Source organism: Pseudomonas sp. URMO17WK12:I7 (genome assembly GCF_003269045.1).
Lineage (GTDB): Bacteria > Pseudomonadota > Gammaproteobacteria > Pseudomonadales > Pseudomonadaceae > Aquipseudomonas > Aquipseudomonas putida_J.
In genome coordinates, this window is the sequence record NZ_QLTL01000015.1 from 1 (window position 1) to 22,916 (window position 22,916).

Consider the following 22,916-nt stretch of genomic DNA (forward strand, 5'->3'; position numbering starts at 1 on the left):
CCTGCCGATGGGCACTGGCCACGCCAACGAAGACGATCGGCTCGCCTGGTTCCAGTGCACCGATGCGGTGCAGCACTTCGACCTTGAGTAACGGCCAGCGCTGCTCGGCCTCGACCACGATCTTGGCCAGCGCCTTTTCGGTCATGCCCGGATAGTGCTCGAGGAACATCCCCGCCACTTCCCGGCCGTCATTGAAATCGCGCACATAACCAACGAAACCGACCACGGCGCCGACGCCAACATTGGCCGCCTGCATGGCATTGACCTCGGCCCCCGGGTCGAACGCCCCTTGGTGCACTCGCACTGCCATGTTCAGCCTCCGGTCACCGGTGGGAAGAACGCCACGTCATCGCCCTCTTCCAGCGGCTCGTCGAGCCGGCACAGCTCTTCATTACGCGCGCACATCAGGTTCTGCTCGGCCAGCACGGCATACTGCCCGCCTTTGGCCACCAGCGCCTGGCGCACGTCGTCGAGCACTTTGAACTCGCCTTCCAGGCGCTCGCCATCGACGCCCAGCAGCTCGCGGTAACGGGCGAAGTACATCACCTTGACCTTCATCATGCGTCCACCTTGTAGTGCCCGCTCTTGCCACCGACCTTTTCCAGCAGGCGCACCTGCTCGATGACCATGCACTTGTCCACGGCCTTGCACATGTCGTAGATCGTCAGCGCCGCGACGCTTGCGGCGGTCAGCGCTTCCATCTCGACGCCAGTCTGCCCGGCCAACTTGCAACGCGCGACAATGCGCACCGCGTCCTGGCCTTCGGCGCTCAGTTCGACCTTGACGCTGGTCAGCATCAGCGGGTGGCACAGCGGGATCAGGTCACTGGTCTTCTTCGCCGCCTGAATGCCGGCAATTCGCGCCACGGCAAACACATCACCCTTGGGATGCTCGCCATCGACGATCATCTGCAAGGTCTGCGGCAACATGCGCACCCGCGCCTCGGCCACGGCCTCGCGCTCGGTCACGGCCTTTTCAGTGACGTCGACCATATTGGCGCGGCCCTGGGAATCAAGATGTGTCAGCACTGCTCTGCTCCTGTGAAGGGAACAGAGAGTGTAAACCTGTGGGTCAGGTTTGAGCAGAGGAATGTATCCGTCGTGAATACTCGCCCCACTTGTAGGAGCGGCCTTGCGTCGCGAACGGGCTGCTTAGCAGCTCTTTCGCGACGCAAGGCCGCTCCTAAGACCCGGTTACAGATGCGACTCGGCGTACTCGGCCAGCACCGAGCGTGGCACACCCTGCAGGGTGATGTGCACACCATGGGGGAAGTCCTTGAAGCGCTCGGTCAGGTAGGTGAGGCCCGAACTGGTCGCGGACAGGTAAGGCGTGTCGATCTGCGCCAGGTTGCCCAGGCACACCACCTTGGAACCCGAGCCGGCACGGGTGATGATGGTTTTCATCTGGTGCGGCGTGAGGTTCTGGCACTCATCGATCAGGATCAGGCTCTGCTGGAAGCTGCGCCCTCGGATGTAGTTCAGCGACTTGAACTGCAGCGGCACGCGTTCGAGGATGTACTCGACGCTGCCATGGGTGCTTTCGTCGTCCATGTGCAAGGCTTCGAGGTTGTCGGTGATGGCACCCAGCCAAGGCTCCATCTTCTCCGCCTCGGTGCCCGGCAAGAAGCCGATTTCCTGGTCCAGGCCCTGCACGCTGCGGGTGGCGATGATGCGCCGGTAGCGCTTGCTGACCATGGTCTGCTCGATGGCCGCGGCCAGGGCCAGGATGGTCTTGCCGGAGCCGGCAGCGCCGGTCAGGTTGACCAGGTGGATATCCGGGTCGAGCAAGGCAAACAGCGCCAGGCTCTGATGAATGTCCCGCGGCTTCAGGCCCCAGGCTTCCTGGTGCAGCAATGGCTCCTGGTGCAGGTCGAGCAATAGCAGTTCGTCGTTACGGATGCCTTTTACCCAGCCGACAAAACCCTGCTCGTCAATGATGAACTCGTTGATGTGCACCGCAGGCAGGTTGTCGATCATCTGCACCCGATGCCAGGTGCGGCCACGTTCCTGACGGGTATCCACCTTGCTGACGCGGTCCCAGAAGGAGCCGGTGACCGAGTGATAACCCTTGGACAGCAAAGACACGTCATCGACTAACTGGTCAGTGCTGTAGTCCTCGGCCGCGATCCCGCAGGCGCGCGCCTTCAGGCGCATGTTGATGTCTTTGGTGACCAGCACCACGTCCAGTTCGGTGCGCCGGCTGCGTACGTCGAGCAGGGTGTTGATGATGATGTTGTCGTTGAGGTTTTCCGGCAGCAACTTGCTGGGTTCGTTGCGCGGGCTCATCAGGATCGACAGATAACCCTTGGGCCCGCTCTTGCCACGCTGGATCGGCACGCCCTGCTCGACATCGCTGGGCGAAGCGTCACCAAGGGTCTGGTCGATCAGGCGGATGGCCTGGCGACACTCGGCGGCGATGGTCTGTTTACCGGTCTTGAGCTTGTCGAGTTCCTCCAGCACCGTCATCGGTATGGCGACGTGGTGCTCCTCGAAGTTGAGCAATGCGTTGGGGTCGTGAATCAGGACGTTGGTATCGAGCACATAGAGGATTGGCTTGCTGGAGGAAGGGTTGCGTCCTTGGTCATCCATACTCGGTCACCTTATGTCGAAGCCACACGGCACGCTCTGTAGTGCGCCGCAGAGTGACTGCCGTTCTCCCCGTATCCGCGTTGCTACGGGCGGGAAGCGTACCTGGCAAGGTGGGCCTGGATGACGCCACCTGTGCTGCAGGAATCGGCTGTCTGGTTTCTTCATACCGCAAAAACGATGACCAAAAAAAGCATTTTTACGCGTTTTTGAAGTTTATTTTTCGGTTTGACGAAGAACGCTTGGCGGCAAGGCCGCACGGGTCTACAGTCAGAAGTCATACCCTCTATTCGCGATAAGCGTAATCACGGCAGTCCTCCCAGCCGATTCCGCTTTGCACCGTGCTGTGCAGCAGCCACTCGACCGCCGGCTGGGCCTTGGGCAGGCTGTCATGGAACTGGATCACGCCTTTGCGCCACAGCAGCATCAAGGTCATCACACGCTGGGCCGAAGCGTCGGCAGTCAGCGGCCCATCATCCTGAGCATCGATATCCCATAGCGACACCCGCAGCTGCTGGCTGGCCATGAACGCTTCGCCGTCGGCACGGCGCTGGCCGTAGGGCGGGCGGAACAGCGGCACGTATTGCGCCGGCAGGTCGGCCTGGACCCGGGCCTGGGCGCGCCTGATCGAATCCTGCCAGCCCTGCCACTGGGCGTGCGAGCGGTACTCCCAACCTTGGATGCCCACGCATTGGCCGGCGTAGAGGTGGTTCAGCGTATTGGCCGCGCCGGTGTCGCGCCGCTGCTGCAGGCGGTTGCCCAATACAAAGAAGGTGCCTGGCAGTTTCTGCTTGCGCAGGTATTCGGTGAGCGCGTCGGTGCTACCGCCATCGGGCGCCGGGCCACCGACAAAGGTCAGCAGGAACATCCGGTCGTTCAGTTCATCGCCATTGCGCTCGCGGCTGGACAGCCGTTCGACCTCGCTGCTGGTCTGCGGCAGCAACGCTGCCTTGCGCAATTGCTCATCCAGATAACGAACATGGAACTGATGACTGGGCTCAACCCAACCTGTATAAAACGTGCCGACATCAGTAGCGAACGTCGCCGCTTTGGTGCGCAAGTCAGCCATTGACTCAAGCAGATAGCAGAACGAGGCATCCTGCTCGCAGCTGCGCTGAGCCTGCTGGTAACCCTGCCACAGACGCTGCCACATCTGTGCGCGCACGGCGCGGATCTTCTGCAGGTTTATCTGTCGCAAACCCAACCGAGCCGCCAGCGCGCCATCATCGAGCAGCTCGCTTTCATGCAGCACCTGGGCAAAAGACAGGATCTCGGCCCTTGAGGCGACGTCGAACAGCACCGGACTGTCCAGCTGCTCGGGCCACAGGCTGCGGTCCAGGCTGGCCGGGGGCATGGGGGCGGCCTGGGCGGTCAGGCTCAACAACATGGCCAGCAAGGCCCCGACAATGCGCACGATCGGTCTCTCCGTGACGGCCAAAACGCGCACTATAGCGCCTGCTTCGGCGATGGTCTGTGACTATTGTCGCCATAGTTTGGCGTTACCGGCAGCTATCCGTAGAATTCACCGCAACGATTCCAGGAGCCGACCCGATGCTGACGGTGATTTCCCCCGCCAAGACCCTCGACTACGACACCGCGCCGGTGACCGAGCGCTTCACCCTGCCGCAATACCTGGACGATTCCCAGGAACTGATCCTGCAGTTGCGCGAACTGACGCCAGCGCAGATCAGCGAGCTGATGCACCTGTCCGACAAGCTCGCCGGCCTCAATGCCGCGCGCTTCGGCAGCTGGACACCGGAATTCACCCCGGCCAACGCCAAGCAGGCGCTGCTGGCGTTCAAAGGTGACGTGTACACCGGCCTGGACGCCGAAACCCTCGGCGAGGATGACTTCAGCTACGCCCAGGAGCACCTGCGCATGCTATCCGGCCTGTACGGCCTGCTGCGCCCCCTCGACCTGATGCAGCCCTACCGCCTGGAAATGGGCACCAAGCTGGCCAACGCCCGTGGCAAGGACCTGTATGCCTTCTGGGGCACGCGCATCAGTGAATGGCTGAACCAGGCGCTGGCCGACCAGGGTGACGACCTGCTGCTGAACCTGGCCAGCAACGAGTACTTCAGCGCAGTGAAACGCAGCGCCCTGAAAGCCCGGGTGATCAACGTCGACTTCAAGGACCTGAAGAACGGCCAGTACAAGATCATCAGCTTCTACGCCAAGAAAGCCCGCGGCATGATGAGCCGCTTCGTGATCCAGGAACGGGTCAACGACCCGGAGCAGCTCAAGCAGTTCGATGTGCAGGGCTACTACTACAGTGCCGAACAGTCCAAGCCAGACCAGCTGGTGTTCCTGCGCGACCACCCTGGCGAGTAAACGCTGCCGGCAATCGGGCCGCATCGCGGCCCCTATGGAAGCTGCACGAAGCCTGCCTGAAGCCCGGTTACCGCTACTCCTTGCTCAACCACCCTTTGCGGCAGCACGCGAACCCTGCGCGGCGCAGGGTCGCCGGCCGTGCGAAAAACGACATAGGGCTGGCCTGCGTCATCTTCTTGCAACGCCTCGGCAGGTACCACCAGCGCATGCGCCTGGCAATGCGTCAGCACCGCCAACTGCGCACTCATCCCCAGGCGCAGACTGGGTTGCGGCTGTTCCTGGGGCAGATGCAGATCCACCCCCACGTCATACCACGCCCCCTGCCCAGCATCGTTGCGAGCCTGCTGGCCGATGTGCCGTAGACGACCGGAAAACGCGCGCCCAGCGATGGTGATCTGCGCGGACATCCCTTCACGTAATTCAGCAAGGTCGCTCTCTTGCACTTTGGCAATCACCTGCAAGTGCTCAAGGTCGCTCAGTATCAGCAGCGGCAAGCCCTGGGTCACCGGCAAACCCGCTTGCAACTGCCGCGCGGTGCCGGTAGCGCTGTCATCTGCGCGTGTCAGCAGGCCAGCGAAGGGGGCCTTGATCACCCTTTGCTCACGCATTGCCGTCAACGCCTGCCACCGCGCCTGCGCGTTTGCCAGTGTCATTTCGGCAATGGCCAGCGCCTCACCCTGCCCTCTCGCCCGCGTTTGCTGCAGCTCCATTTCAGCATCCAGCACAGCTTCACGCTGCACCTGCAGTGACTGTTGGAGGCTGTCGACCTCGATGCGCGCCACAATACCGCGCTCGAACAGCCGACGCGCCTCATCCAGCGCCCCCTGGCCAGCAGCGAGTGCGCTACGCGCAGCGCCCAGTGCACGCACGCTGCGAGCAACTTCCGGGCTGGTTTGCCATGTACGTAACCGATCGACCAATGCCTGGGCACTCAACCGCTCGGCCTCAGCCTGGCGCCACTGAATGTCGATGTGTGCGGTCGCCAGGCGCAGCAACGGCTGGCCCGCGGCCACCCGCTGCCCTTCATGCGCCCACAAGGCCTCCAGCGTGCCATCGAAAGGCGCGCTGAGGATCATCTGACGCCCAGCCTGCAGCTTGCCGACCAGGCCGAGGCGAACTTCCAGTCGCTGCGGTTCGACTGGCACCCAGCGTTGCGCCGCAGGCCCCGGCGCTTCTGGCCATGCCAACCATGCAACTGCCAGGAGCAGCCCCATGCCGCCCCCCAGCAATAGCCACCATCGCCTAGTCATTGAGCGCAACCTCCCAGCTTTCGAGCGTGGACCCCACTACCTGGTCCAGCACAACCTGGGCATCCAGATAGTCGAGGGTGGCATCGAGGTGCGTGCTTTGCGCGTAACGCAGGTCGCTTTCGAAGCTCAGCACCTGAAAGTTGCTGGAGCGCCCGGCTGCCAGTTTTTCCTGCTCGATATCGAACGTGCGCCGCGACAACGCCAACGCCCGCTCGGCAAGTTTCAGCTGACGCCAGCGCACCTGAATATCCCGTACGGCGCTGGTCACTTCCCGCTGCAATTGCTGACGCGATTCGGCCTGGCTCAATGCCTGCTGGTCCACGCTGACCTGCGCCCGTACCAAGGCCTGGCGCCGGCTGACATCGTTGATCGGCACCTCCAGCTCAAGCCCCACATAGTGCTCCCAGGTACGCTCATTGCCTGGCCGCTCACGCAGCTGACTGGCACCACCCACCAGCGACAGGTTCCACCACTGCGCATCGTGCGCGACCTGCAGGTCGATCAGTGCCTGCTCGCTGGCCACACGTTGCATCAAGTAAGCGGGCTGGAGCAGCTCTGCCCGGGCCAGCGCTTGGTCGATATCCACCTGCAAGGGCTCGACATGCAGCGCATCAACAGCCTTCAGTTCCGTGGACAGGTCGATGGCCAAAAGCTGCGCCAGTGCCAGGCGGCTTTGCTGCAGATGATTGCGGCTACCTTCCCGGGCCAGCTCCTGGCTGGCCACTTCTGCCTCGGCCTGAACGATGTCGAATGCAGCCATACGGCCGGCAGCGATCAGCTCCCGGTTCACCGCCACCAATTGCCGCGAACGCAGAAGGCCGTCATCGGCGATGCGTAGCTGCTCCTGTGCGCGTAAAAGGCTGCGGTACAGCGTGATCGTACGGGTAATGATCTGGATAACGTCGTCTTTGAGCGCCAGACGGTTCAACTGCTCGTCCAGGCGCGCCTGGCGCAGAGGCGCGCTGGCGATTTCGCGCCCGGCACCGCGCAGCAGCGGTTGAATGATCAGGAAATTCGCGCCATCGCTGAAGCGTCGCCCAGCACCATCGGCACGGGTATGGCCATACGCCCAGTCGAGGCTCAGGCGCATGCCGAAGGGCGTGAGCAGGCTCGCTGCCGGTGTCAGCTGCGCCTCGCGGTAGCGATCACTGTGGTTGCGATTACCTGAGTAGCGAGCCTTGAGTGACAGTTGCGGGGCGTAATGGTCGCGGGCTACCCGCAAGTCGAACTTCTGCGCGATACGCTGAAGGTAGGCACTGCGGATCGCACGGTTGTCGCGCAAGGCCAACGCAATCGCATCGACCAGCTCGATAGCCACCACACCGTCGTGCGCGACCGACAAGGCGCTCACCGGTGGCGCATGCGGCAACGTCGGCCGGGACGGCCGTAACCCGCTGTCGGCCAATGCCAGCAACGGTAAAAACAAGGCCCAGACGGCCATCCATCGCTTAGTCATCACGCAGAGCCACTACCGGCTGCAACCGCGCAGCGACCAACGCAGGCTGCAAACCGAAGACCAGCCCCAGCATCAGCGAAATGCCGATGCTTACCGGCAGCGACCCTGCATCCAGTGCAAAGCGCCAGCCGCTGGCGAGTGCGAACAACCAGGCGGCGCCCAATCCAAGCAACACCCCCAGCACAGCACCGGCGACCGACAACAACAGCGCTTCGAGCAAGAACAACCAGGCAATGTCACGGCCACGCGCGCCCAATGCCAGGCGTACGCCTATTTCGCGGCGGCGCTGCAGCACATTCATCACCATGACGCTCATCACTCCGACACCGCCGAGCAGCAGCGCTATGGCAGCGGTACCTGCGAGCATCCAGGTCATCATCGTCGACTGAGCAGCCATGCTCTGCAGCATCTGCCGAGGCAGTTGAACATCCACGTCATGCCGGGGCAGGCGGGCCTGCAGGTACTGCGCCAGCGCCTCGGCGGCCAGCGGCAAGGTTGCGGCATCCTGGCCTAGCGCCACCAGCGCGGCGACTTCAGGCACAGGATCGAGGCGGCGCACACCGGCCAGCGGCATCAGTACGACGTCGTCGAAATTGACCGGCAGCACGGGGTTGAACCCACGCGGGGCAAGCACACCAATCACATCGAAGACATAGCTACCCAATTGCAAACGATCGCCACTGCTCGCCCGCAGCTGGTTGGCAAGCGAAGCCCCCAGCAGCACATGCCGGGCCGGGTCATCGTGACGCGACAACAACCGGCCTCGAGCAACCCGAAGGTCGAGTACTTCGATCAACTGCGAAGTACTTGCTACGATCATGGCCTCGACGTTCACTGCGTTGAATCGCACCGTGGCCACGCTGACCGCCAGCGGTGCCGCAGCACGGATGCCGGGGGGCAGGCCGGCCAGCGCCAGTTGCATCAGCCCGGGGCCCTCGTCCCTGGCTTCCAGGCTGACCACCAGTAACTCGCTACCCAACCCTTGAAACATCTGCCGCACATGCTGCGAAGCGCTGTGGCCGATGTTCATCAACGCCACGAGCGCGGCGCAGCCAGCAGCAATGCCCAGTAGCGCGAGCCAGGCTCGAGTGCCCAGCTGTCGCACACTGCCCAGCGCTTCAGCGAAGCGATGCGGCCAGCTGGGTCCGTACCGTTCAGGCATCGAATACAGCACCCTCATGCACCAGCAGGCGTCGGTCCATGCACCGCGCCAGTGCTGGGTCATGGGTGACCATCAGTACCGTCGTGCCTTGCTGACGATTCAGCGCCACCAGCAGCCCCACGATGTCCTGAGCGGTGTCGCTATCAAGGCTTCCCGTAGGCTCATCGGCAAGCAGTACCTTGGGGTCGGTGACCAGCGCCCTGGCGATTGCCACACGCTGACGCTGGCCGCCGGAGAGGTCAGCGGGCCGGTAACTGGCTCGGTGTTCAAGGCCTACCTTCACCAGTTGACTGTGCGCGGCTTGCCGTGCCGTCGACAGGGGGATGCCGCGATAACACAGCGGCAGCGCGACGTTGTCCAGGGCGGACAGACGTGGCAGCAGGTTGAAGCTTTGAAAGATGAAGCCGAGCAGGCGGTTGCGCATCAGCGCACGTCGATCGTCATTGGCATTGGTCATGTCTTGTCCATCAAGGATAAGTTGACCACCGCACGGTTTATCGAGAAGCCCGATCAAATTGAGAAGCGTACTCTTGCCTGAGCCGGAAGTTCCAACAATGGCACAGGCCTGATGATAAGGGATGGACAGGGAAATCCCCCTCAAGATTGGCTGCCTGTTCAAGACGCGTGTGATACCCGATAGAGAAATCACGTATTTCATTTTTTATCCCCCTGCTTCTCAGACTCGTTACCGTTGTCCATGGCGCCTACAGATGACGAATTTTTAGTCGCCCAATCACCAGCAATAATATTCATCAAAGATGTCAAAAACTCTGGCATCTCCGTTTCATTAGCAGGCAATCGATCCACGAGATCCGCCTCAATATTTCCTGGCATTTGCGCTTGTTCTATCAATGGTAACGAGCGGTAGTAACCCAGCACTTCCTGCACACTTTTACTTTGCCCAGCCGCCTGGAGCTCGGCACTAATTTTCTTACCAATTTGCATTGTCCATTCACAATCGCGCTTGTTGAGCTCCCTCCATGCCGCATTGCGCTCATTCATGGTAAAGCCCCCGCCCTCGTCGTACACAATCATGCTCAGATCGTCGCGAGGCAGCCGCGAAAACGGGTTTTCACCTTGCCCATTCAGAAAGTCTGTTGCCTGTCGTGCTCTTGCCAATAACTGTGGGTCATCGGTTTCCGGAATGAACGTGTCATGGACAGGCTTGGCAAATGCGAAGCTACGGCCCGAAACTTTTTCCAGCACACGCTCGGCCAAGGCGGCAAGCGCTTTCCTATCCATAGAAGCGTTTCTCTCGTCCGCCCTTTTTGCGGCTTCACTTAACTGCCGAGCCAGGGGGTCAAGATCTACTTTTTCGTCTTCTGAACAGCCAACTTCAACGGCTCGTCTCGAAGAACTCGACCTATCAAGGCTCTCCGACTGAGGACCGACTAACGTTTGACCTTTAAACTTGCAACCAAGTTTTAACACATCCATGCAGTTACCCTCACCGATATCAACCTCCAACGAGGAGACATCGAAAAAGTCGACTGGCCAAGCAGAAAAACTGATTAAACCAGCCGAGTGGAGTGGATTACTTCATCGTGAAGACGACATCCCACGGATAATCTGCGCGCGTACTGGTGATCGTTGCAGTGCACGTTGCACCACCACTAGGCGTTGCGGTCTTGGTCCACTGAGGTTGCTTTATACCTCCGGGTAGAACGCGCATCTGAAAGGTGGTACCAAACGCGCAGGTCTTGCCCCCGTTCACGTATCGAATCATTGCGCCGTTGACGTCCGGGCTCACAAGGCGTTGGACATTGAAGTTGATTGATGACTGAGCCCCAACACGTTGCAGGGGTTTTGGATTGGCGATTTGATAAGTCGTCGTCTCGTTCGCTGTGACTAATTTCAAATCGACAGGAGGTTCACCTAGGTTTTTGAACGTCACATTGACGTTGGGCCCCGCATGCACCATGCCGGCTACCAGCAGCGAAGCGCTGGCCGTGAGGATTTGCAGTGTCTTTTTCATAAGCGTTTTCTCGTCTCTTCCCTGTGTTTGATGGATGAGACGCTCCCGCTGGCCAATGGCCCGGGCTGCCCAAGACGCTCCTTCGTTCATGGACAGCTCTTGGGAGCGTCCAAAGGGCTTAACGGCGGACAACGGAGAAACCTTAGCAATCGTAAGGCCTTTGAGTGTTTCGGAATGTGTGCCTCTGCACCATCCAAGCGCAGCCTTGCACAACGACGACGTGTCAATTTTACGTCGTCAATATTTCGTCATAATGGTCGCTATCGCCAAACGCCATAAGACCGTTCGTACTTTTTTGACGAATTTTGAAAAATATTTTTGCATGCTGGCATAACAACAGCGCGCCCCAGTCTCGTCCTTTATAACCGGGGGTGAAACTGCGACGTGCTATCAAATTGAAAGTATTTGCCACTGAAAAATTATTTAGAAATCTTTCATGGATGCGAAACCCACCCCGGAACTTCTCCTGCGAGCAACCGCTCATACTGCCGTAACGAATTTCATGCCCTCGGGTTGTGAGAGATGACTTACAGATGACAAGCAGCAGGTATCTACTACCACCTTGTTAACTTAGGAAGGTGCAACGGGCTCGTTTTAGAACCCGATTCGTGGAGGACTGACGCGCCCTTACAAATCGTCCTAGTGGTTGATTTCAAAGGATTTTTCCACTTGAAAGAACAAGCACAGCAAAGCGCCAAGTAGCGCCTTGCAATAAAGACGGCTGCATGACAGGGCACGCCACTTAAATACTGGCTTATGACTGCCTTTTTTTAGCGCACAACTTTGTGCGCGACGGATTTATTCATGCCTGCGCGCGGCGAAGTGAGCTTTCGCCATGGACCCGTGCGCCCGAAAACTGTTGTTAATCAACCCAGTCCGGCTCTTCCCGGAGGAGCTGGCGTGATAAACACACGAGGTGATAGCGATGCGTATCAGCATCTTTGGTTTGGGTTATGTGGGTGCGGTCTGTGCAGGCTGCCTGACGGCGCGAGGCCATGACGTGATTGGTGTGGACGTGTCCAAGACCAAGATCGACCTGATCAATCAGGGCAAGTCGCCCATTGTCGAACCTGGCCTGGAAGCACTGCTGCAGCAAGGCATCGCCAACGGCCGCCTGCGTGGCACTACCGACTTCGCCGAGGCCATCCGTGCCAGCGATGTATCGATGATCTGCGTTGGCACCCCAAGCAAGAAGAACGGCGACCTGGGCCTGGAGTACATCGAGTCGGTGTGCCGCGAGATTGGCTACGTCCTGCGCGACAGCGAACGCCGCCACACCATCGTGGTTCGCAGCACCGTGCTGCCGGGCACCGTGAAGAACGTGGTGATCCCGATTCTCGAAGATTGCTCGGGCAAAAAAGCCGGCGTCGACTTCGGCGTGGCAGTGAACCCGGAGTTCCTGCGTGAAAGCACCGCGATCAAGGACTATGACCATCCGCCGATGACCGTCATCGGTGAACTGGACAAGGCCAGCGGCGATGTACTGCAAGCCCTGTACGAAGAACTCGACGCGCCGGTCATCCGCAAGCCGATCGAAGTGGCCGAGATGATCAAGTACACCTGCAACGTGTGGCACGCCACCAAGGTCACCTTCGCCAACGAGATCGGCAACATCGCCAAGGCCGTCGGCGTCGACGGCCGTGACGTGATGGACGTGGTCTGCCAGGACAAAGTGCTGAACCTGTCGCAGTACTACATGCGCCCAGGCTTCGCCTTCGGCGGTTCGTGCCTGCCGAAGGACGTGCGTGCCCTCACCTACCGCGCTGCCTCCCTCGACGTGCGTGCCCCGCTGCTCGATTCGCTGATGCGCAGCAACGAGTCGCAAGTGCAAAACGCATTCGAACTGATCGAGGCCCACGACAAGCGCAAGGTCGCCCTGCTCGGCCTCAGCTTCAAGGCCGGCACCGATGACCTGCGCGAGAGCCCCTTGGTCGAACTGGCCGAGCGCCTGATCGGCAAGGGCTACCAGCTGGACATCTACGACGAGAACGTCGAGTACGCCCGCGTCCACGGGGCGAACAAGGAGTACATCGAGTCGAAGATCCCGCACGTATCGAACCTGCTCAACGCCGACTTCCAGAAGGTCATCGACAACGCCGACATCATCGTCCTGGGCAACCGTGACGAGCAGTTCCGCGCCCTTGCCGAGCAAGCGCCGGAAGGCAAACAGGTGATCGACCTGGTCGGCTTCATGAGCAAACCGACCTGCACCACCAGCCGTACCGAAGGCATTTGCTGGTAAATGCCCGACCGGGCAGCGGTGGCCTCCCCACCATCGCTGCCCACCCTTTCCCGAATTCTCGACGGATGCTGAACATGCAAAGGCTCCAGACAGTGCTGTTGCAGTGCGCCGGGTGGCTGCTCTACATGAGCCTGCTCATGCTGATCGCCCTGGCCCTGCCAGCCGATATCTTCGACTCGCAGTCGAAGCACTTCATCTTCCTGGTCGGCGCAGTCGGCATCTGGCGCTATTCCATGGGCGCCACCCATTTCATCCGCGGCATGATCTTCCTCTACGGCGTCTACCCGTACCTGCGCCGCAAGGTGCAGAAGATGGGCGATGCCGCCGCGCCGTCGCACGTGTACCTGATGGTCACCAGCTTCCGAATCGAAGCGCTGACCACCGCCCAGGTGTACAGCTCGGTGATCCGCGAGGCGATTGAATGCGGCTACCCCACCACCGTGGTCTGCTCGCTGGTGGAGATGTCCGATGAACTGCTGGTGAAGAGCCTGTGGGCCAGGTACAACCCACCCGCACACGTCACCCTGGACATCGTGCGCATCGCCGGTACCGGCAAGCGTGACGGCCTGGCCTATGGTTTCCGCGCCATCTCGCGAATGCTGCCGGACGAAAACGCCGTGGTCGCGGTGATCGACGGCGATACCGTGCTCGGCGAAGGCGTGGTGCGCAAGACCGTGCCGTGGTTCAAGCTGTTCCCCAACGTCGGCGGCCTGACCACCAACGAATTCTGCGAAGTGCGCGGCGGCTACATCATGAGCGAGTGGCACAAGCTGCGCTTCGCCCAGCGCCACATCAACATGTGCTCGATGGCCCTGTCCAAGCGCGTGCTGACCATGACCGGGCGCATGTCGATGTTCCGCGCAAGCGTGGTGACCAACCCCGAGTTCATCGCCGACGTCGAAAGCGACTCGCTGATGCACTGGCGCCTTGGCCGCTTCAAGTTCCTCACCGGTGACGACAAGTCCAGCTGGTTCAGCCTGATGCGCCTTGGCTACGACACCTTCTACGTGCCGGATGCGGCGATCAACACGGTCGAGCACCCGCCGGAAAAAAGCTTCCTCAAGGCCAGCCGCAAGCTGATGTACCGCTGGTACGGCAACAACCTGCGGCAGAACTCCCGCGCCCTGGGCCTTGGCCTGCGCCGCCTGGGCCTGTTCACCAGCATCGTGCTGTTCGACCAGCGCGTGTCGATGTGGACCAGCCTGCTCGGCCTGACCGTGGCGGTGATCGCCAGCCTCAAGTTCGGCATGGCCTACCTGCTGGTGTACCTGCTGTGGATCGGCATCACCCGCCTGATCCTCACCATCATGCTGCTGTGCTCTGGCCACAACGTAGGCCCGGCCTACCCACTGATTCTCTATTACAACCAGATCGTCGGCGCGCTAATGAAGATCTACGTGTTCTTCCGCCTCGACAAGCAGTCCTGGACCCGCCAGCCGACTGCCCTCAAGCGTGACCTCGCCAGTTTTCAACAATGGTTCAACACCTGGTCCTCGCGGACCATGACCTTCTCGGCTGCCAGCATCTTCGTCGCTGTGCTGTTCATGGTCGTGTGAGCCCAACCCGGATCGGAACTAACAGGAACAAAACCAGATGAATACCGCCGTGAACGTCAACGTCGTGCATGAGTCCGAAGCCCAGCGCCAACACGCCCGGGTGCGCATCCCCGCCAAGCTGCGCTTCCTCGACAAAGAGCGCCAGGCCCACGATGTGAAGGTCGACGACCTCTCCGCCGGTGGCCTGAGCTTCCACACCAAACAGCCACTGTCGGTCGGTGAAGTGCTGCGCGGCCGCCTGCAGTTCACGGTCGACAACCTCGGCCTGTCGATGGACATCGAGTTCCAGGTGCGCTCCTACAACGCGGGCAGCGGCCGTACCGGCGCGCAGTTCCAGAACCTTGAGCCGCGCGACATCGCCACCCTGCGCCACATCATCACCACCCACCTGTCGGGTGAGCTGATCACCGTGGGCGATGTGCTCAGCACCCTGCAGCGCGACAACTTCACCAAGGCCCGCAAGCAGAAGGACGGTGGCTCCGGCCTGTCTGCCTTCGGCCGGCTCAAGGCGGTGACCGTGACCCTCGGCGTGTTCGTTGTCGGCGTGGCCGCCTTTGGCTTTGTCGCCAAGTCGCTGTACGGCATGTACTTCGTCAGCCATGCCGAAGCCGGCGTGGTCGCGGTGCCCACCACCACCGTCACCATGCCGCGCGACGGGACCGTGAACAGCCTGGCCGAAACCGGTGGGCAGATCGTCAAGGGCGCGCCGCTGGCAAGCTTCACCACCAGCATGCTGGACATGCTCAAGGGCAACCTGGATGACTCGCAGCTGGAGCCGGCAAAAATCGAAGAGCTGTTCGGCAAGCAGTTGTCCGGCACCCTTACCAGCCCTTGCGATTGCGTGGTCGCCCGCCAGCTGGTGGACGACGGCCAATACGCCGCCAAGGGGCAGCCGATCTTCCAGCTGGTGCCGCGCACCACGACGCCGATGGTCGAGGCACGCTTCAGCTACCGCCAGTTCGACGAGGTCAAGCCAGGCACACGGGTCAACTTCCAGGTGGCCGGCGAAGACGAAGTGCGCACCGGCCAGATCGTCAGCAGCGCCAGCCTCAACAGCGATGACCTGGCCTCCGATATCCGCGTGCAGATCAAGCCCGACAGTGCCATGCCGGCTGAACTGGCCGGGCGCCCCGCCTCGGTCAACAGCGACCGTGGCCCTTCGCTGAACTGGCTGATCGACAAAGCCGTGGCTCGTGGCCTGTAAGAGGACACCGTGATGATTGCCCACAAGAAAAGCGCGAGCCTGGGCCTTTGTGCCCTGGCTGCGGCGGTCGCCCTGGCCGGCTGTGCGGGCCTGCCCGACCAACGTCTGGCCAACGAAGCCCTCAAGCGTGGCGACACCGCGCTGGCCGAGCGCAACTACAAGGCCCTGGCCGACCTCGGCTACAGCGATGCCCAGGTAGGCCTGGCCGACATCAAGGTATCCACTCGCGACCCGGCGAAAATCAAGGAAGCCGAAGCTACCTACCGCGCGGCCGCCGCCACTTCGCCGCGAGCCCAGGCGCGCCTCGGCCGCCTGCTGGTGGCCAAGCCCGACAGCACCCAGGCCGAACGCGAAGAAGCCGAAAACCTGCTCAAGCTCGCCGCCAAGCAAGGTGAGAGCAATACCCTGATCCCACTGGCAATGCTCTACCTGACCTACCCGCAGAGCTTCCCCAAGGTCAACGCCCAGCAGCAGATCGACCAGTGGCGCGCCGCCGGCAACCCGGAAGCGGGTCTGGCCCAGGTGCTGCTGTACCGCACCCAGGGCACCTACGACCAGCACCTGGGTGAGGTCGAAAAAATCTGCAAGGCGGCGCTGAACGCCACCGACATCTGCTACGTCGAGCTGGCCACCGTGTACCAGAAGCGCGGACAGGCTGATCAACAGGCCGCCTTGCTCGGCCAGCTCAAGTCTGCCTATGCCCGTGGCGCGGTGCCGGCCACCCGGGTCGACAGCGTCGCCCGTGTGCTGGCTGACCGCAGCCTCGGCCAGACCGACGAGAAAACTGCCAAGGACCTGCTCGAACAGGTCGCCCCGGCCAACCCGGCGTCCTGGGTCAGCCTGGCGCAACTGCTGTACGACTTCCCCGAGCTGGGCGACATCGACCAGCTGATGGCCTACATCGACAAGGGCCGCGAAGCTGAACAGCCACGCGCCGAGCTGCTGCTGGGCCGCCTGTACTACGAAGGCAAGACCTTGCCCGCCGATGCGGTGAAGGCCGAACAACACCTGCAGTCTGCCGCCGAGGCTGGCGAAGTCAGCGCCCATTACTACCTCGGCCAGCTGTACCGCCGTGGTTACCTGGGTAACGTCGCACCCCAGAAGGCCGTCGACCACCTGCTGACCGCGGCCCGCGGCGGCCAGAACAGCGCCGACTACGCCCTCGCCCAACTGTTCAGTGAAGGCCACGGCATTCGCCCGCAACCTGGCAACGCCTGGGTGTTCGCCCAGCTCGCCCAGGCCAACCCGACGCCCCAGTCCAGCGAACTGCTGCAACAGCTCGACCAGCAACTCACGCCTGACCAGCGCAGCCAGGCGCAGAGCCTGCTGGCGCAGGAGAAGCAGGCCCGCGGCAGCATGGGTCAGGGCGCCAACAGCACCCTGGCCCTCGAAGCCCTGCAAGACGACGAAAAAGAAGTAGAAGGTGAGGACTCGCTATGACGCTCAATCCATTCGTGAAAGCCGGCATCGGCCTGAGCTTCGCCCTGCTGTGGTCCTGCCCGACCCTGGCGGATATGACCGCTGAAAAAAACTTCGGCCTGGATGTGAAAATCACCGGCCAGTCGGAAGACGACCGTGACCTCGGTACCCGCCCTGGCGGCGACGTCAACGGCCTGGGCCTCGACCTGCGCCCTTGGGTGTACGGCGAGCGCGGCAACTGGAGCGCCTACGCCATGGGCCAGGCGGTCACCGCCACCGACACCATCGAAACCGACACCCTGCGCCAGAACGACGACGGCACCAGCACCGACACCGCCGCCGACGGCCGCAAGCAGGACAAGAGCTACCTGGCCATGCGCGAGTTCTGGGTCGGCTACAGCGGCCTCACCGCCTACCCGGGCGAGCAGCTGCGCCTGGGCCGCCAGCGCCTGCGCAGCGACGACGGCATGTGGCGCGACACCAACATCGAAGCGCTGAACTGGACCTTCGACACCACCCTGCTCAAGGCCGACCTGGGCGTGGCCCAGCGCTTCAGCGAGTACCGCACCGACCTCACCGAACTGGCCCCGGAAGACAAGGACCGCACGCACATCTACGGTAACGTCGCCACGCAGTGGACCCCTGGCCACTGGGTCGGCCTGCGCGCCCACCACACCCATGACAGCGGCAGCCTGAAGAACCCGGGCGAGACCGTCGACGCCCTGGACAAGACCCGCACCGGCGACCTCACCTGGCTGGGCCTTGAAGCCAACAGCGACGCCTATAACTGGCGCAACGACCACACCGTCAACTACTGGGGCAGCGTCACCTGGCTGACCGGTGACCGCGATACCCTGAGCAGCCAGACCGTCGGCAACGACAGCGTGGCGACCGGCAAGCAGAGCGGTAACGTCAACGCCTGGGCCACCGACCTCGGCATCCGTCTGCGCCTTGACCCGCAATGGCAAGTCGGTGCCGCCTATGCCCGTGGCAGCGGCGGCGGTGGCGACGACGGTTCGAACAACTTCGAGCAGACCGGCCTTGAGAGCAACCGCTCCAACTTCACCGGCACCCGTTCGCGCGTGCACCGCTTCGGCGAAGCCTTCCGTGGCGAGCTGGGCAACCTGCAGGCGGCCACCCTGTTCGCCTCCTGGCAGCTGCGCGACGACTATGACGCCAGCCTGATCTACCACAAGTTCTGGCGCGTCGACGGCAACCAGAACATCGGTTCCAGCGGCATCAACGCGGTGGTCAACGACGAGGGCGTGAACCGCCCGCTGGTCGATGGCGAAAAAGACCTCGGCCAGGAAATGGACGTGGTCGTCACCAAGTACTTCAAGCAAGGCCTGCTGCCGGCGTCGATGAGCCAGGCGATCGACGAACCTTCCGCCCTGGTGCGCCTGCGCGCCGGTGTGTTCAAGCCGGGCGATGCCTATGGCAAGGAAGCGGACTCGTACATGCACCGTGCCTTCGTCGACGTGATCTGGCGCTTCTGAGGCCGGGAGAGGACCTTAGCAATGAACCTTCACCCGCACATCCGTCACAGCCTCCTGGCCAGCGCCCTGCTGCTGGCCAGCGGCCTGGCCGCCGCCGCAGAGCCCCAGGTGATCGCCAAGGAGCTGCAGCAGGCCAAGACCTACACCGTGGCCAGCGCACCGATCGAGCCGCTGCAGATGGACCCGCCGAAGCTGCCCGACCTGACCGGCTACACCGCCGAAGCAGTGCAGAAGAAGATCGACCGCCGCCACAAGGGCAAGGTCAGTGTGCGCCGCATGTTCCAGGAGGACACCCTCAAGGAATTCGTCGGCGGCGACAACAAGGCCGCCGAATGGGTGCAGCGCCAGCACGGCATCCCCCAGGCAATCTTCATCGATGACGGCCATGTCGACCTGGTCGAGCTGAGCAAGAAGCTGCCCAAGCAGTACCTCAGCGAAGTCGAACCCGGCGTGTACCTGGCGCGCCTGCCCATCGTGGTCGGGCAGAAGGGCATTCTCGAGATCGACGGCAAGGTCAAGCAGCTGCGCCTGTCCCAGGAAGGCGGCTCGTTCCTGGTCAACGACGGCAAGCTGTTCGTCACCGACACCCAGGTGACCGGCTGGCGCGAGAAGGACAACGGCCCGGCGACCTTCCGCTCGCCGAAGGAATTCCGCCCGTTCCTGCTGTCGTGGGGCGGTACCGAGACCTACATCGTCAACACGAAAATGGCCAGCTTCGGCTATGCCAAGTCCAAGTCGTACGGCGTGAGCATTTCGCAGTACACGCCGAACATGTCCCAACGCATGGGCCGCCCCGAGCCGACCGGCTGGATCATCGGCTCGACGTTCAGCGACATGTGGTACGGCTTCTACTGCTACGAGACCCAGGACTTCGTGGTGAAGGACAACACCTACCACGACAACATCGTCTACGGCATCGACCCGCACGACCGGTCACACCGCCTGATCATCGCCGGCAACACCGTGTACGGCACCAAGAAGAAGCACGGCATCATCGTTTCCCGCGAGGTCAACGACAGCTGGATCATCAACAACAAGAGCTACGACAACAAGCTCTCGGGCGTTGTGATCGACCGTAACAGCGTCAACAACCTGGTGGCCTACAACGAGATCTACCGCAACCACACCGACGGCATCACCCTGTACGAAAGCGGCGACAACCTGATCTGGGGTAACAAGCTGATCAACAACCGTCGCCACGGCATCCGCGTGCGCAACAGCGTGAACATCCGCCTGTACGAAAACGTCGCCGTGGCCAACGGGCTGGTCGGCGTGTACGGGCACATCAAGGACCTGTCCGACACCGACCGCGACATCGCCCTGGACCCGTTCGACACCAAGGTGTCGCTGATCGTGGTCGGCGGCGAGCTGGCCGCCAACGGCTCCGGCCCGCTGTCGATCGACTCTCCGCTGTCGGTCGAGTTGTACAAGGTGTCCATGCTCGCCCCGCGCAAAGCCAGCGGCATCAGCCTCAACGGCATCCTCGGCGAGCGCCAGGACGAAATCCTCGACCTGCTGGTGCGCCAGCAGAAGGCCGTGCTGATCGACCCGGTCGAACGCCAGACCGAAATGATCGATTAAGGAAGCCCAGACCATGACTCCACACCTGATGAAACTGCTGGGCCTGTCCGCCGCCCTCCTGGCCATCAGCCAGGGCGTGCGCGCCGACGAGGTGAAGGCCCCGACCTTCACCGCCGAGCCTTGCTGCCAGCTGTGCCCCGAAGCGCATGACGCCAGCCGCTACACCACGCGCTACCAGCAGAACTTCACCACGCTGGTGCAGGCCCAGGGCGACTGGCTGTTCCGTACCCGCGAAGACCTGCGCACCGAGTTCAACACCACGCCGGCCGGTTACAAGCGCCTGCAGCAGGTGCATGACGCGTTCAAGAAGCGCGGTGTGGAACTGGTCGTGGTCTACCAGCCGACCCGCGGCCTGGTGAACCGCAACATGCTCAAGCCCGAAGAAAAAGCCGCCTTCGACTACCAGAAGGCACTGGGCAACTACCAGGCCATGCTCAAGCGCTTCGCCAGCATGGGCTACAACGTGCCCGACCTGTCGCCGCTGACCAACGAGCAACTGGCCGCCGCCGACCAGGGCAAGGATTTCTACTTCCGTGGTGACCAGCACTGGACGCCTTACGGCGCCGAGCGTGCAGCGAAAATCGTGGCCGATACCGTGCACCAGATGCCGGCCTTCGAAGGCATCCCGCGCAAGGAGTTCGAAACCCACAAGTCCGGGCGCATGGGCAAGACCGGTACCTTGCACAACGTTGCCGGCCAGCTCTGCGGCACCAGCTACGCCGTGCAGTACATGGACCAGTTCGCCACCGAGCCGAAGGGCTCGGACGGCGGTGGCGACGACCTGTTCGGTGACAGCGGCAACGCCCAGATCACCCTGGTCGGCACCAGCCACAGTGGCAAGAACTACAACTTCTCCGGCTTCCTCGAACAGTACATCGGCGCCGACGTGCTCAACGTCGCCTTCCCCGGTGGCGGCCTGGAGGGCTCGATGATCCAGTACCTGGGCAGCGAAGAGTTTCAGAAGAACCCGCCGAAGATTCTGATCTGGGAATTCTCGCCGCTGTACCGCCTGGACCAGGAAACCATCTGGCGGCAGATCCTCGGCCTGCTCGACGACGGCTGCGACGCGCGCCCGGCACTGATGAGCGCCAGCACCACGCTCAAGCCTGGCAAGAACGAGCTGATGGTCAACGGCAAGGGCGGTGTGATCAAGGACCTGGTCAACCGCAACCTGCAGATGGACATCAAGTTCGAGGACCCTTCGGTGAAGGTGCTGCAGGCCACCCTGTGGTACCTCAATGGCCGCCACGAGGACATCAAGCTGGAAAAACCGGAAACCTCCGACACCGATGGCCGTTTCGTCTTCCAGATGCGCGAAGACGAGGACTGGGCCAACCAGAACCTGTTGGCCTTCGAGGTTCAGGGCCCGGAAAGCGGCACCCAGAAAGTCGAGGCCAAGCTCTGCAAACGCAACAACTTCGCCGTGCCCGCGCAGACTGCGCAGGCCGGCCAGTGAGGCGATCATGAACAAGCTCAAGCGACTGTCCAGCCCTGCCCTGCTCGCCCTCGCCTTGTGCGGCGGCGCCGCGCATGCCGCGCTGGTGCCCCCGCAGGGTTACTACGAGGGCATCGAGAAGCTCAAGACCAGCGACGGCAACTTCCACTGCGCGCCTGCGCCCAAGCCCTACACCGGGGCACTGCAGTTCCGCAGCAAGTACGAAGGTTCGGACAAGGCCCGGGCGACGCTCAACGTCGCTTCGGAAAAGGCGTTCCGCAAGTCCACCGAAGACATCACCACACTCGAGAAGGGCGTGAGCAAGATGGTCGGCCAGTACATGCGTGACGGCCGTCCGGCGCAGCTCGACTGCACCCTGACCTGGCTCGGTACCTGGGCACGCGCCGATGCGCTGCTGTCCACCGACTACAACCACACCGGCAAGTCCATGCGCAAATGGGCGCTGGGCAGCATGAGCGGGTCGTGGCTGCGCCTGAAGTTCTCCAACTCGCAGCCGCTGGCCGCGCACCAGGCCGAGGCCGAACTGATCGAGAAGTGGTTCGCCCGCCTCGCCGAGCAGACCGTGCGCGACTGGAGCAACCTGCCGCTGGAGAAGATCAACAACCACAGTTACTGGGCGGCCTGGTCGGTAATGGCCACTGCCGTGGCCACCGACCGCCGCGACCTTTTCGACTGGGCCGTGAAGGAATACAAGGTCGGCGCCAACCAGGTCGACGACCAGGGCTTCCTGCCCAACGAGCTCAAGCGCCGCCAGCGTGCCCTGGCCTACCACAACTACGCCCTGCCACCCCTGGCGATGATTGCCAGCTTCGCCCAGGCCAACAACGTCGACCTGCGCAGCGAGAACAACTTTGCCCTGCAGCGCCTGGGTGAAGGCGTGCTGGCTGGTGCCCGCGACCCGAGTCAGTTCAAGGCCCGAGCTGGCGAAAAGCAGGACATGAAAGACCTCAAGGTCGACAGCAAGTACTCCTGGCTCGAACCGTGGTGTGCGCTCTATCACTGCGTCGGCGACACCCTGCAGCGCAAGCAGCACATGCAGCCGTTCAACAGCTTCAGGCTGGGTGGCGATGTGACCCGGGTTTACGACCCGAACGCTGAAAGCAAGAAGTAATACCTCCCGATGTGGGAGTGAAACCTGTGGGAGCGGGCTTGCCCGCGAACAAGGGCGAAGCCCTTGGCATGCACCGCGAAACCTTCTTCGCG

20 protein-coding genes are annotated in these 22,916 nt (G+C 62.3%); 9 read left to right on the top strand and 11 right to left on the bottom strand.

Translation table 11 applies throughout. The features are described 5' to 3' along the window. From H040_RS20515 to H040_RS20535, 5 genes are all read right to left on the bottom strand, one after another. Positions 1 to 310 (bottom strand): molybdenum cofactor biosynthesis protein MoaE (locus tag H040_RS20515; protein ID WP_112312893.1); only part of this gene is annotated, 310 nt, incomplete at its 3' end. A gap of 2 nt (positions 311 to 312) precedes the next feature. After that, a complete protein-coding gene (locus tag H040_RS20520) occupies positions 313 to 558 on the bottom strand; it encodes a MoaD/ThiS family protein (RefSeq protein WP_027918496.1) in 246 nt (81 codons plus the stop codon). Continuing rightward, complete coding sequence (moaC, locus tag H040_RS20525) at positions 558 to 1,028, bottom strand: cyclic pyranopterin monophosphate synthase MoaC (protein WP_027918495.1); 471 nt, start codon at positions 1,026 to 1,028, stop codon at positions 558 to 560. The genes H040_RS20520 and moaC overlap by 1 nt, the downstream gene beginning before the upstream one ends. Positions 1,029 to 1,193: 165 nt before the next feature. Further along, positions 1,194 to 2,588, bottom strand: coding sequence for a PhoH family protein (locus H040_RS20530; protein WP_027918494.1), 1,395 nt, complete (start codon positions 2,586 to 2,588; stop codon positions 1,194 to 1,196). 283 nt (positions 2,589 to 2,871) lie between these two features. After that, entirely contained in the window at positions 2,872 to 3,999 is a 1,128-nt protein-coding gene (locus H040_RS20535; protein ID WP_027918493.1) for a polysaccharide deacetylase family protein, read from the bottom strand. A 137-nt stretch (positions 4,000 to 4,136) separates the two neighbouring features. On the opposite strand from H040_RS20535, the gene yaaA reads away from it, so the two are divergent. Continuing rightward, a complete protein-coding gene (gene yaaA, locus H040_RS20540) occupies positions 4,137 to 4,916 on the top strand; it encodes a peroxide stress protein YaaA (protein WP_027918492.1) in 780 nt (259 codons plus the stop codon). Positions 4,917 to 4,948: 32 nt separating this feature from the next. On the opposite strand, the gene H040_RS20545 is transcribed toward yaaA, so the two are convergent. From H040_RS20545 to H040_RS20570, 6 genes are all read right to left on the bottom strand, one after another. Then, complete coding sequence (locus H040_RS20545; RefSeq protein WP_033696123.1) at positions 4,949 to 6,166, bottom strand: efflux RND transporter periplasmic adaptor subunit; 1,218 nt, start codon at positions 6,164 to 6,166, stop codon at positions 4,949 to 4,951. Further along, a complete protein-coding gene (locus H040_RS20550) occupies positions 6,159 to 7,622 on the bottom strand; it encodes a TolC family protein (RefSeq protein ID WP_027918490.1) in 1,464 nt (487 codons plus the stop codon). Before H040_RS20550 ends, H040_RS20545 begins: the two co-directional genes overlap by 8 nt. Further along, entirely contained in the window at positions 7,615 to 8,784 is a 1,170-nt protein-coding gene (locus tag H040_RS20555; RefSeq protein WP_050437201.1) for an ABC transporter permease, read from the bottom strand. Before H040_RS20555 ends, H040_RS20550 begins: the two co-directional genes overlap by 8 nt. Continuing rightward, positions 8,777 to 9,442 (bottom strand): ABC transporter ATP-binding protein, encoded by a 666-nt coding sequence (locus H040_RS20560; protein WP_027918488.1) that lies wholly within the window; start codon positions 9,440 to 9,442, stop codon positions 8,777 to 8,779. Before H040_RS20560 ends, H040_RS20555 begins: the two co-directional genes overlap by 8 nt. Further along, positions 9,439 to 10,221 (bottom strand): hypothetical protein, encoded by a 783-nt coding sequence (locus tag H040_RS20565; protein ID WP_143512532.1) that lies wholly within the window; start codon positions 10,219 to 10,221, stop codon positions 9,439 to 9,441. Before H040_RS20565 ends, H040_RS20560 begins: the two co-directional genes overlap by 4 nt. Positions 10,222 to 10,318: 97 nt before the next feature. Further along, positions 10,319 to 10,849, bottom strand: coding sequence for a hypothetical protein (locus H040_RS20570; RefSeq protein WP_256208053.1), 531 nt, complete (start codon positions 10,847 to 10,849; stop codon positions 10,319 to 10,321). Positions 10,850 to 11,684: 835 nt separating this feature from the next. Here H040_RS20570 and H040_RS20575 point away from each other — a divergent pair. The 8 genes from H040_RS20575 to H040_RS20610 all read left to right on the top strand — a co-directional run bounded on the left by H040_RS20575 (position 11,685) and on the right by H040_RS20610 (position 22,824). Next, entirely contained in the window at positions 11,685 to 13,001 is a 1,317-nt protein-coding gene (locus tag H040_RS20575) for a nucleotide sugar dehydrogenase (RefSeq protein WP_027918486.1), read from the top strand. 74 nt (positions 13,002 to 13,075) lie between these two features. Then, positions 13,076 to 14,557 (top strand): glycosyltransferase family 2 protein, encoded by a 1,482-nt coding sequence (locus tag H040_RS20580; RefSeq protein WP_177326695.1) that lies wholly within the window; start codon positions 13,076 to 13,078, stop codon positions 14,555 to 14,557. A 37-nt stretch (positions 14,558 to 14,594) separates the two neighbouring features. Continuing rightward, the gene (locus tag H040_RS20585) at positions 14,595 to 15,761 is read left to right on the top strand and encodes an alginate biosynthesis protein Alg44 (protein WP_027918484.1); all 1,167 of its coding nucleotides are present in this window, start codon (positions 14,595 to 14,597) and stop codon (positions 15,759 to 15,761) included. A gap of 12 nt (positions 15,762 to 15,773) precedes the next feature. Further along, the gene (algK, locus tag H040_RS20590) at positions 15,774 to 17,201 is read left to right on the top strand and encodes an alginate biosynthesis TPR repeat lipoprotein AlgK (protein ID WP_027918483.1); all 1,428 of its coding nucleotides are present in this window, start codon (positions 15,774 to 15,776) and stop codon (positions 17,199 to 17,201) included. Then, positions 17,198 to 18,676: an alginate export family protein gene (locus H040_RS20595; RefSeq protein WP_027918482.1), complete on the top strand. Its 1,479-nt coding sequence runs from the start codon at positions 17,198 to 17,200 to the stop codon at positions 18,674 to 18,676. Before algK ends, H040_RS20595 begins: the two co-directional genes overlap by 4 nt. A gap of 21 nt (positions 18,677 to 18,697) precedes the next feature. After that, positions 18,698 to 20,257 (top strand): mannuronan 5-epimerase AlgG, encoded by a 1,560-nt coding sequence (gene algG / locus H040_RS20600; RefSeq protein WP_027918481.1) that lies wholly within the window; start codon positions 18,698 to 18,700, stop codon positions 20,255 to 20,257. A 13-nt stretch (positions 20,258 to 20,270) separates the two neighbouring features. Then, positions 20,271 to 21,713, top strand: a complete 1,443-nt coding sequence (locus H040_RS20605) for an alginate O-acetyltransferase (RefSeq protein ID WP_027918480.1) — start codon at positions 20,271 to 20,273, stop codon at positions 21,711 to 21,713. Between the two features lie 7 nt (positions 21,714 to 21,720). Further along, on the top strand, positions 21,721 to 22,824 hold the full coding sequence (locus H040_RS20610) for a mannuronate-specific alginate lyase (protein ID WP_027918479.1): 1,104 nt from the start codon (positions 21,721 to 21,723) through the stop codon (positions 22,822 to 22,824). Positions 22,825 to 22,916 lie beyond the last annotated feature (92 nt).

What these genes read in the sequence shown, in the direction of transcription:
- yaaA (WP_027918492.1), top strand. Translation starts at nt 4,137, where the DNA reads ATGCTGACGGTGATTTCCCCCGCCAAGACCCTCGACTACGACACCGCG.
- H040_RS20570 (WP_256208053.1), bottom strand. Translation starts at nt 10,849, where the DNA reads ATGAACGAAGGAGCGTCTTGGGCAGCCCGGGCCATTGGCCAGCGGGAG.
- H040_RS20520 (WP_027918496.1), bottom strand. Translation starts at nt 558, where the DNA reads ATGAAGGTCAAGGTGATGTACTTCGCCCGTTACCGCGAGCTGCTGGGC.
- H040_RS20565 (WP_143512532.1), bottom strand. Translation starts at nt 10,221, where the DNA reads ATGGATGTGTTAAAACTTGGTTGCAAGTTTAAAGGTCAAACGTTAGTC.
- H040_RS20555 (WP_050437201.1), bottom strand. Translation starts at nt 8,784, where the DNA reads ATGCCTGAACGGTACGGACCCAGCTGGCCGCATCGCTTCGCTGAAGCG.
- algK (WP_027918483.1), top strand. Translation starts at nt 15,774, where the DNA reads ATGATTGCCCACAAGAAAAGCGCGAGCCTGGGCCTTTGTGCCCTGGCT.
- H040_RS20550 (WP_027918490.1), bottom strand. Translation starts at nt 7,622, where the DNA reads ATGACTAAGCGATGGATGGCCGTCTGGGCCTTGTTTTTACCGTTGCTG.
- H040_RS20585 (WP_027918484.1), top strand. Translation starts at nt 14,595, where the DNA reads ATGAATACCGCCGTGAACGTCAACGTCGTGCATGAGTCCGAAGCCCAG.
- H040_RS20595 (WP_027918482.1), top strand. Translation starts at nt 17,198, where the DNA reads ATGACGCTCAATCCATTCGTGAAAGCCGGCATCGGCCTGAGCTTCGCC.
- H040_RS20605 (WP_027918480.1), top strand. Translation starts at nt 20,271, where the DNA reads ATGACTCCACACCTGATGAAACTGCTGGGCCTGTCCGCCGCCCTCCTG.
- algG (WP_027918481.1), top strand. Translation starts at nt 18,698, where the DNA reads ATGAACCTTCACCCGCACATCCGTCACAGCCTCCTGGCCAGCGCCCTG.
- H040_RS20610 (WP_027918479.1), top strand. Translation starts at nt 21,721, where the DNA reads ATGAACAAGCTCAAGCGACTGTCCAGCCCTGCCCTGCTCGCCCTCGCC.
- H040_RS20580 (WP_177326695.1), top strand. Translation starts at nt 13,076, where the DNA reads ATGCAAAGGCTCCAGACAGTGCTGTTGCAGTGCGCCGGGTGGCTGCTC.
- H040_RS20545 (WP_033696123.1), bottom strand. Translation starts at nt 6,166, where the DNA reads ATGACTAGGCGATGGTGGCTATTGCTGGGGGGCGGCATGGGGCTGCTC.
- H040_RS20575 (WP_027918486.1), top strand. Translation starts at nt 11,685, where the DNA reads ATGCGTATCAGCATCTTTGGTTTGGGTTATGTGGGTGCGGTCTGTGCA.
- H040_RS20560 (WP_027918488.1), bottom strand. Translation starts at nt 9,442, where the DNA reads ATGAAATACGTGATTTCTCTATCGGGTATCACACGCGTCTTGAACAGG.
- H040_RS20530 (WP_027918494.1), bottom strand. Translation starts at nt 2,588, where the DNA reads ATGGATGACCAAGGACGCAACCCTTCCTCCAGCAAGCCAATCCTCTAT.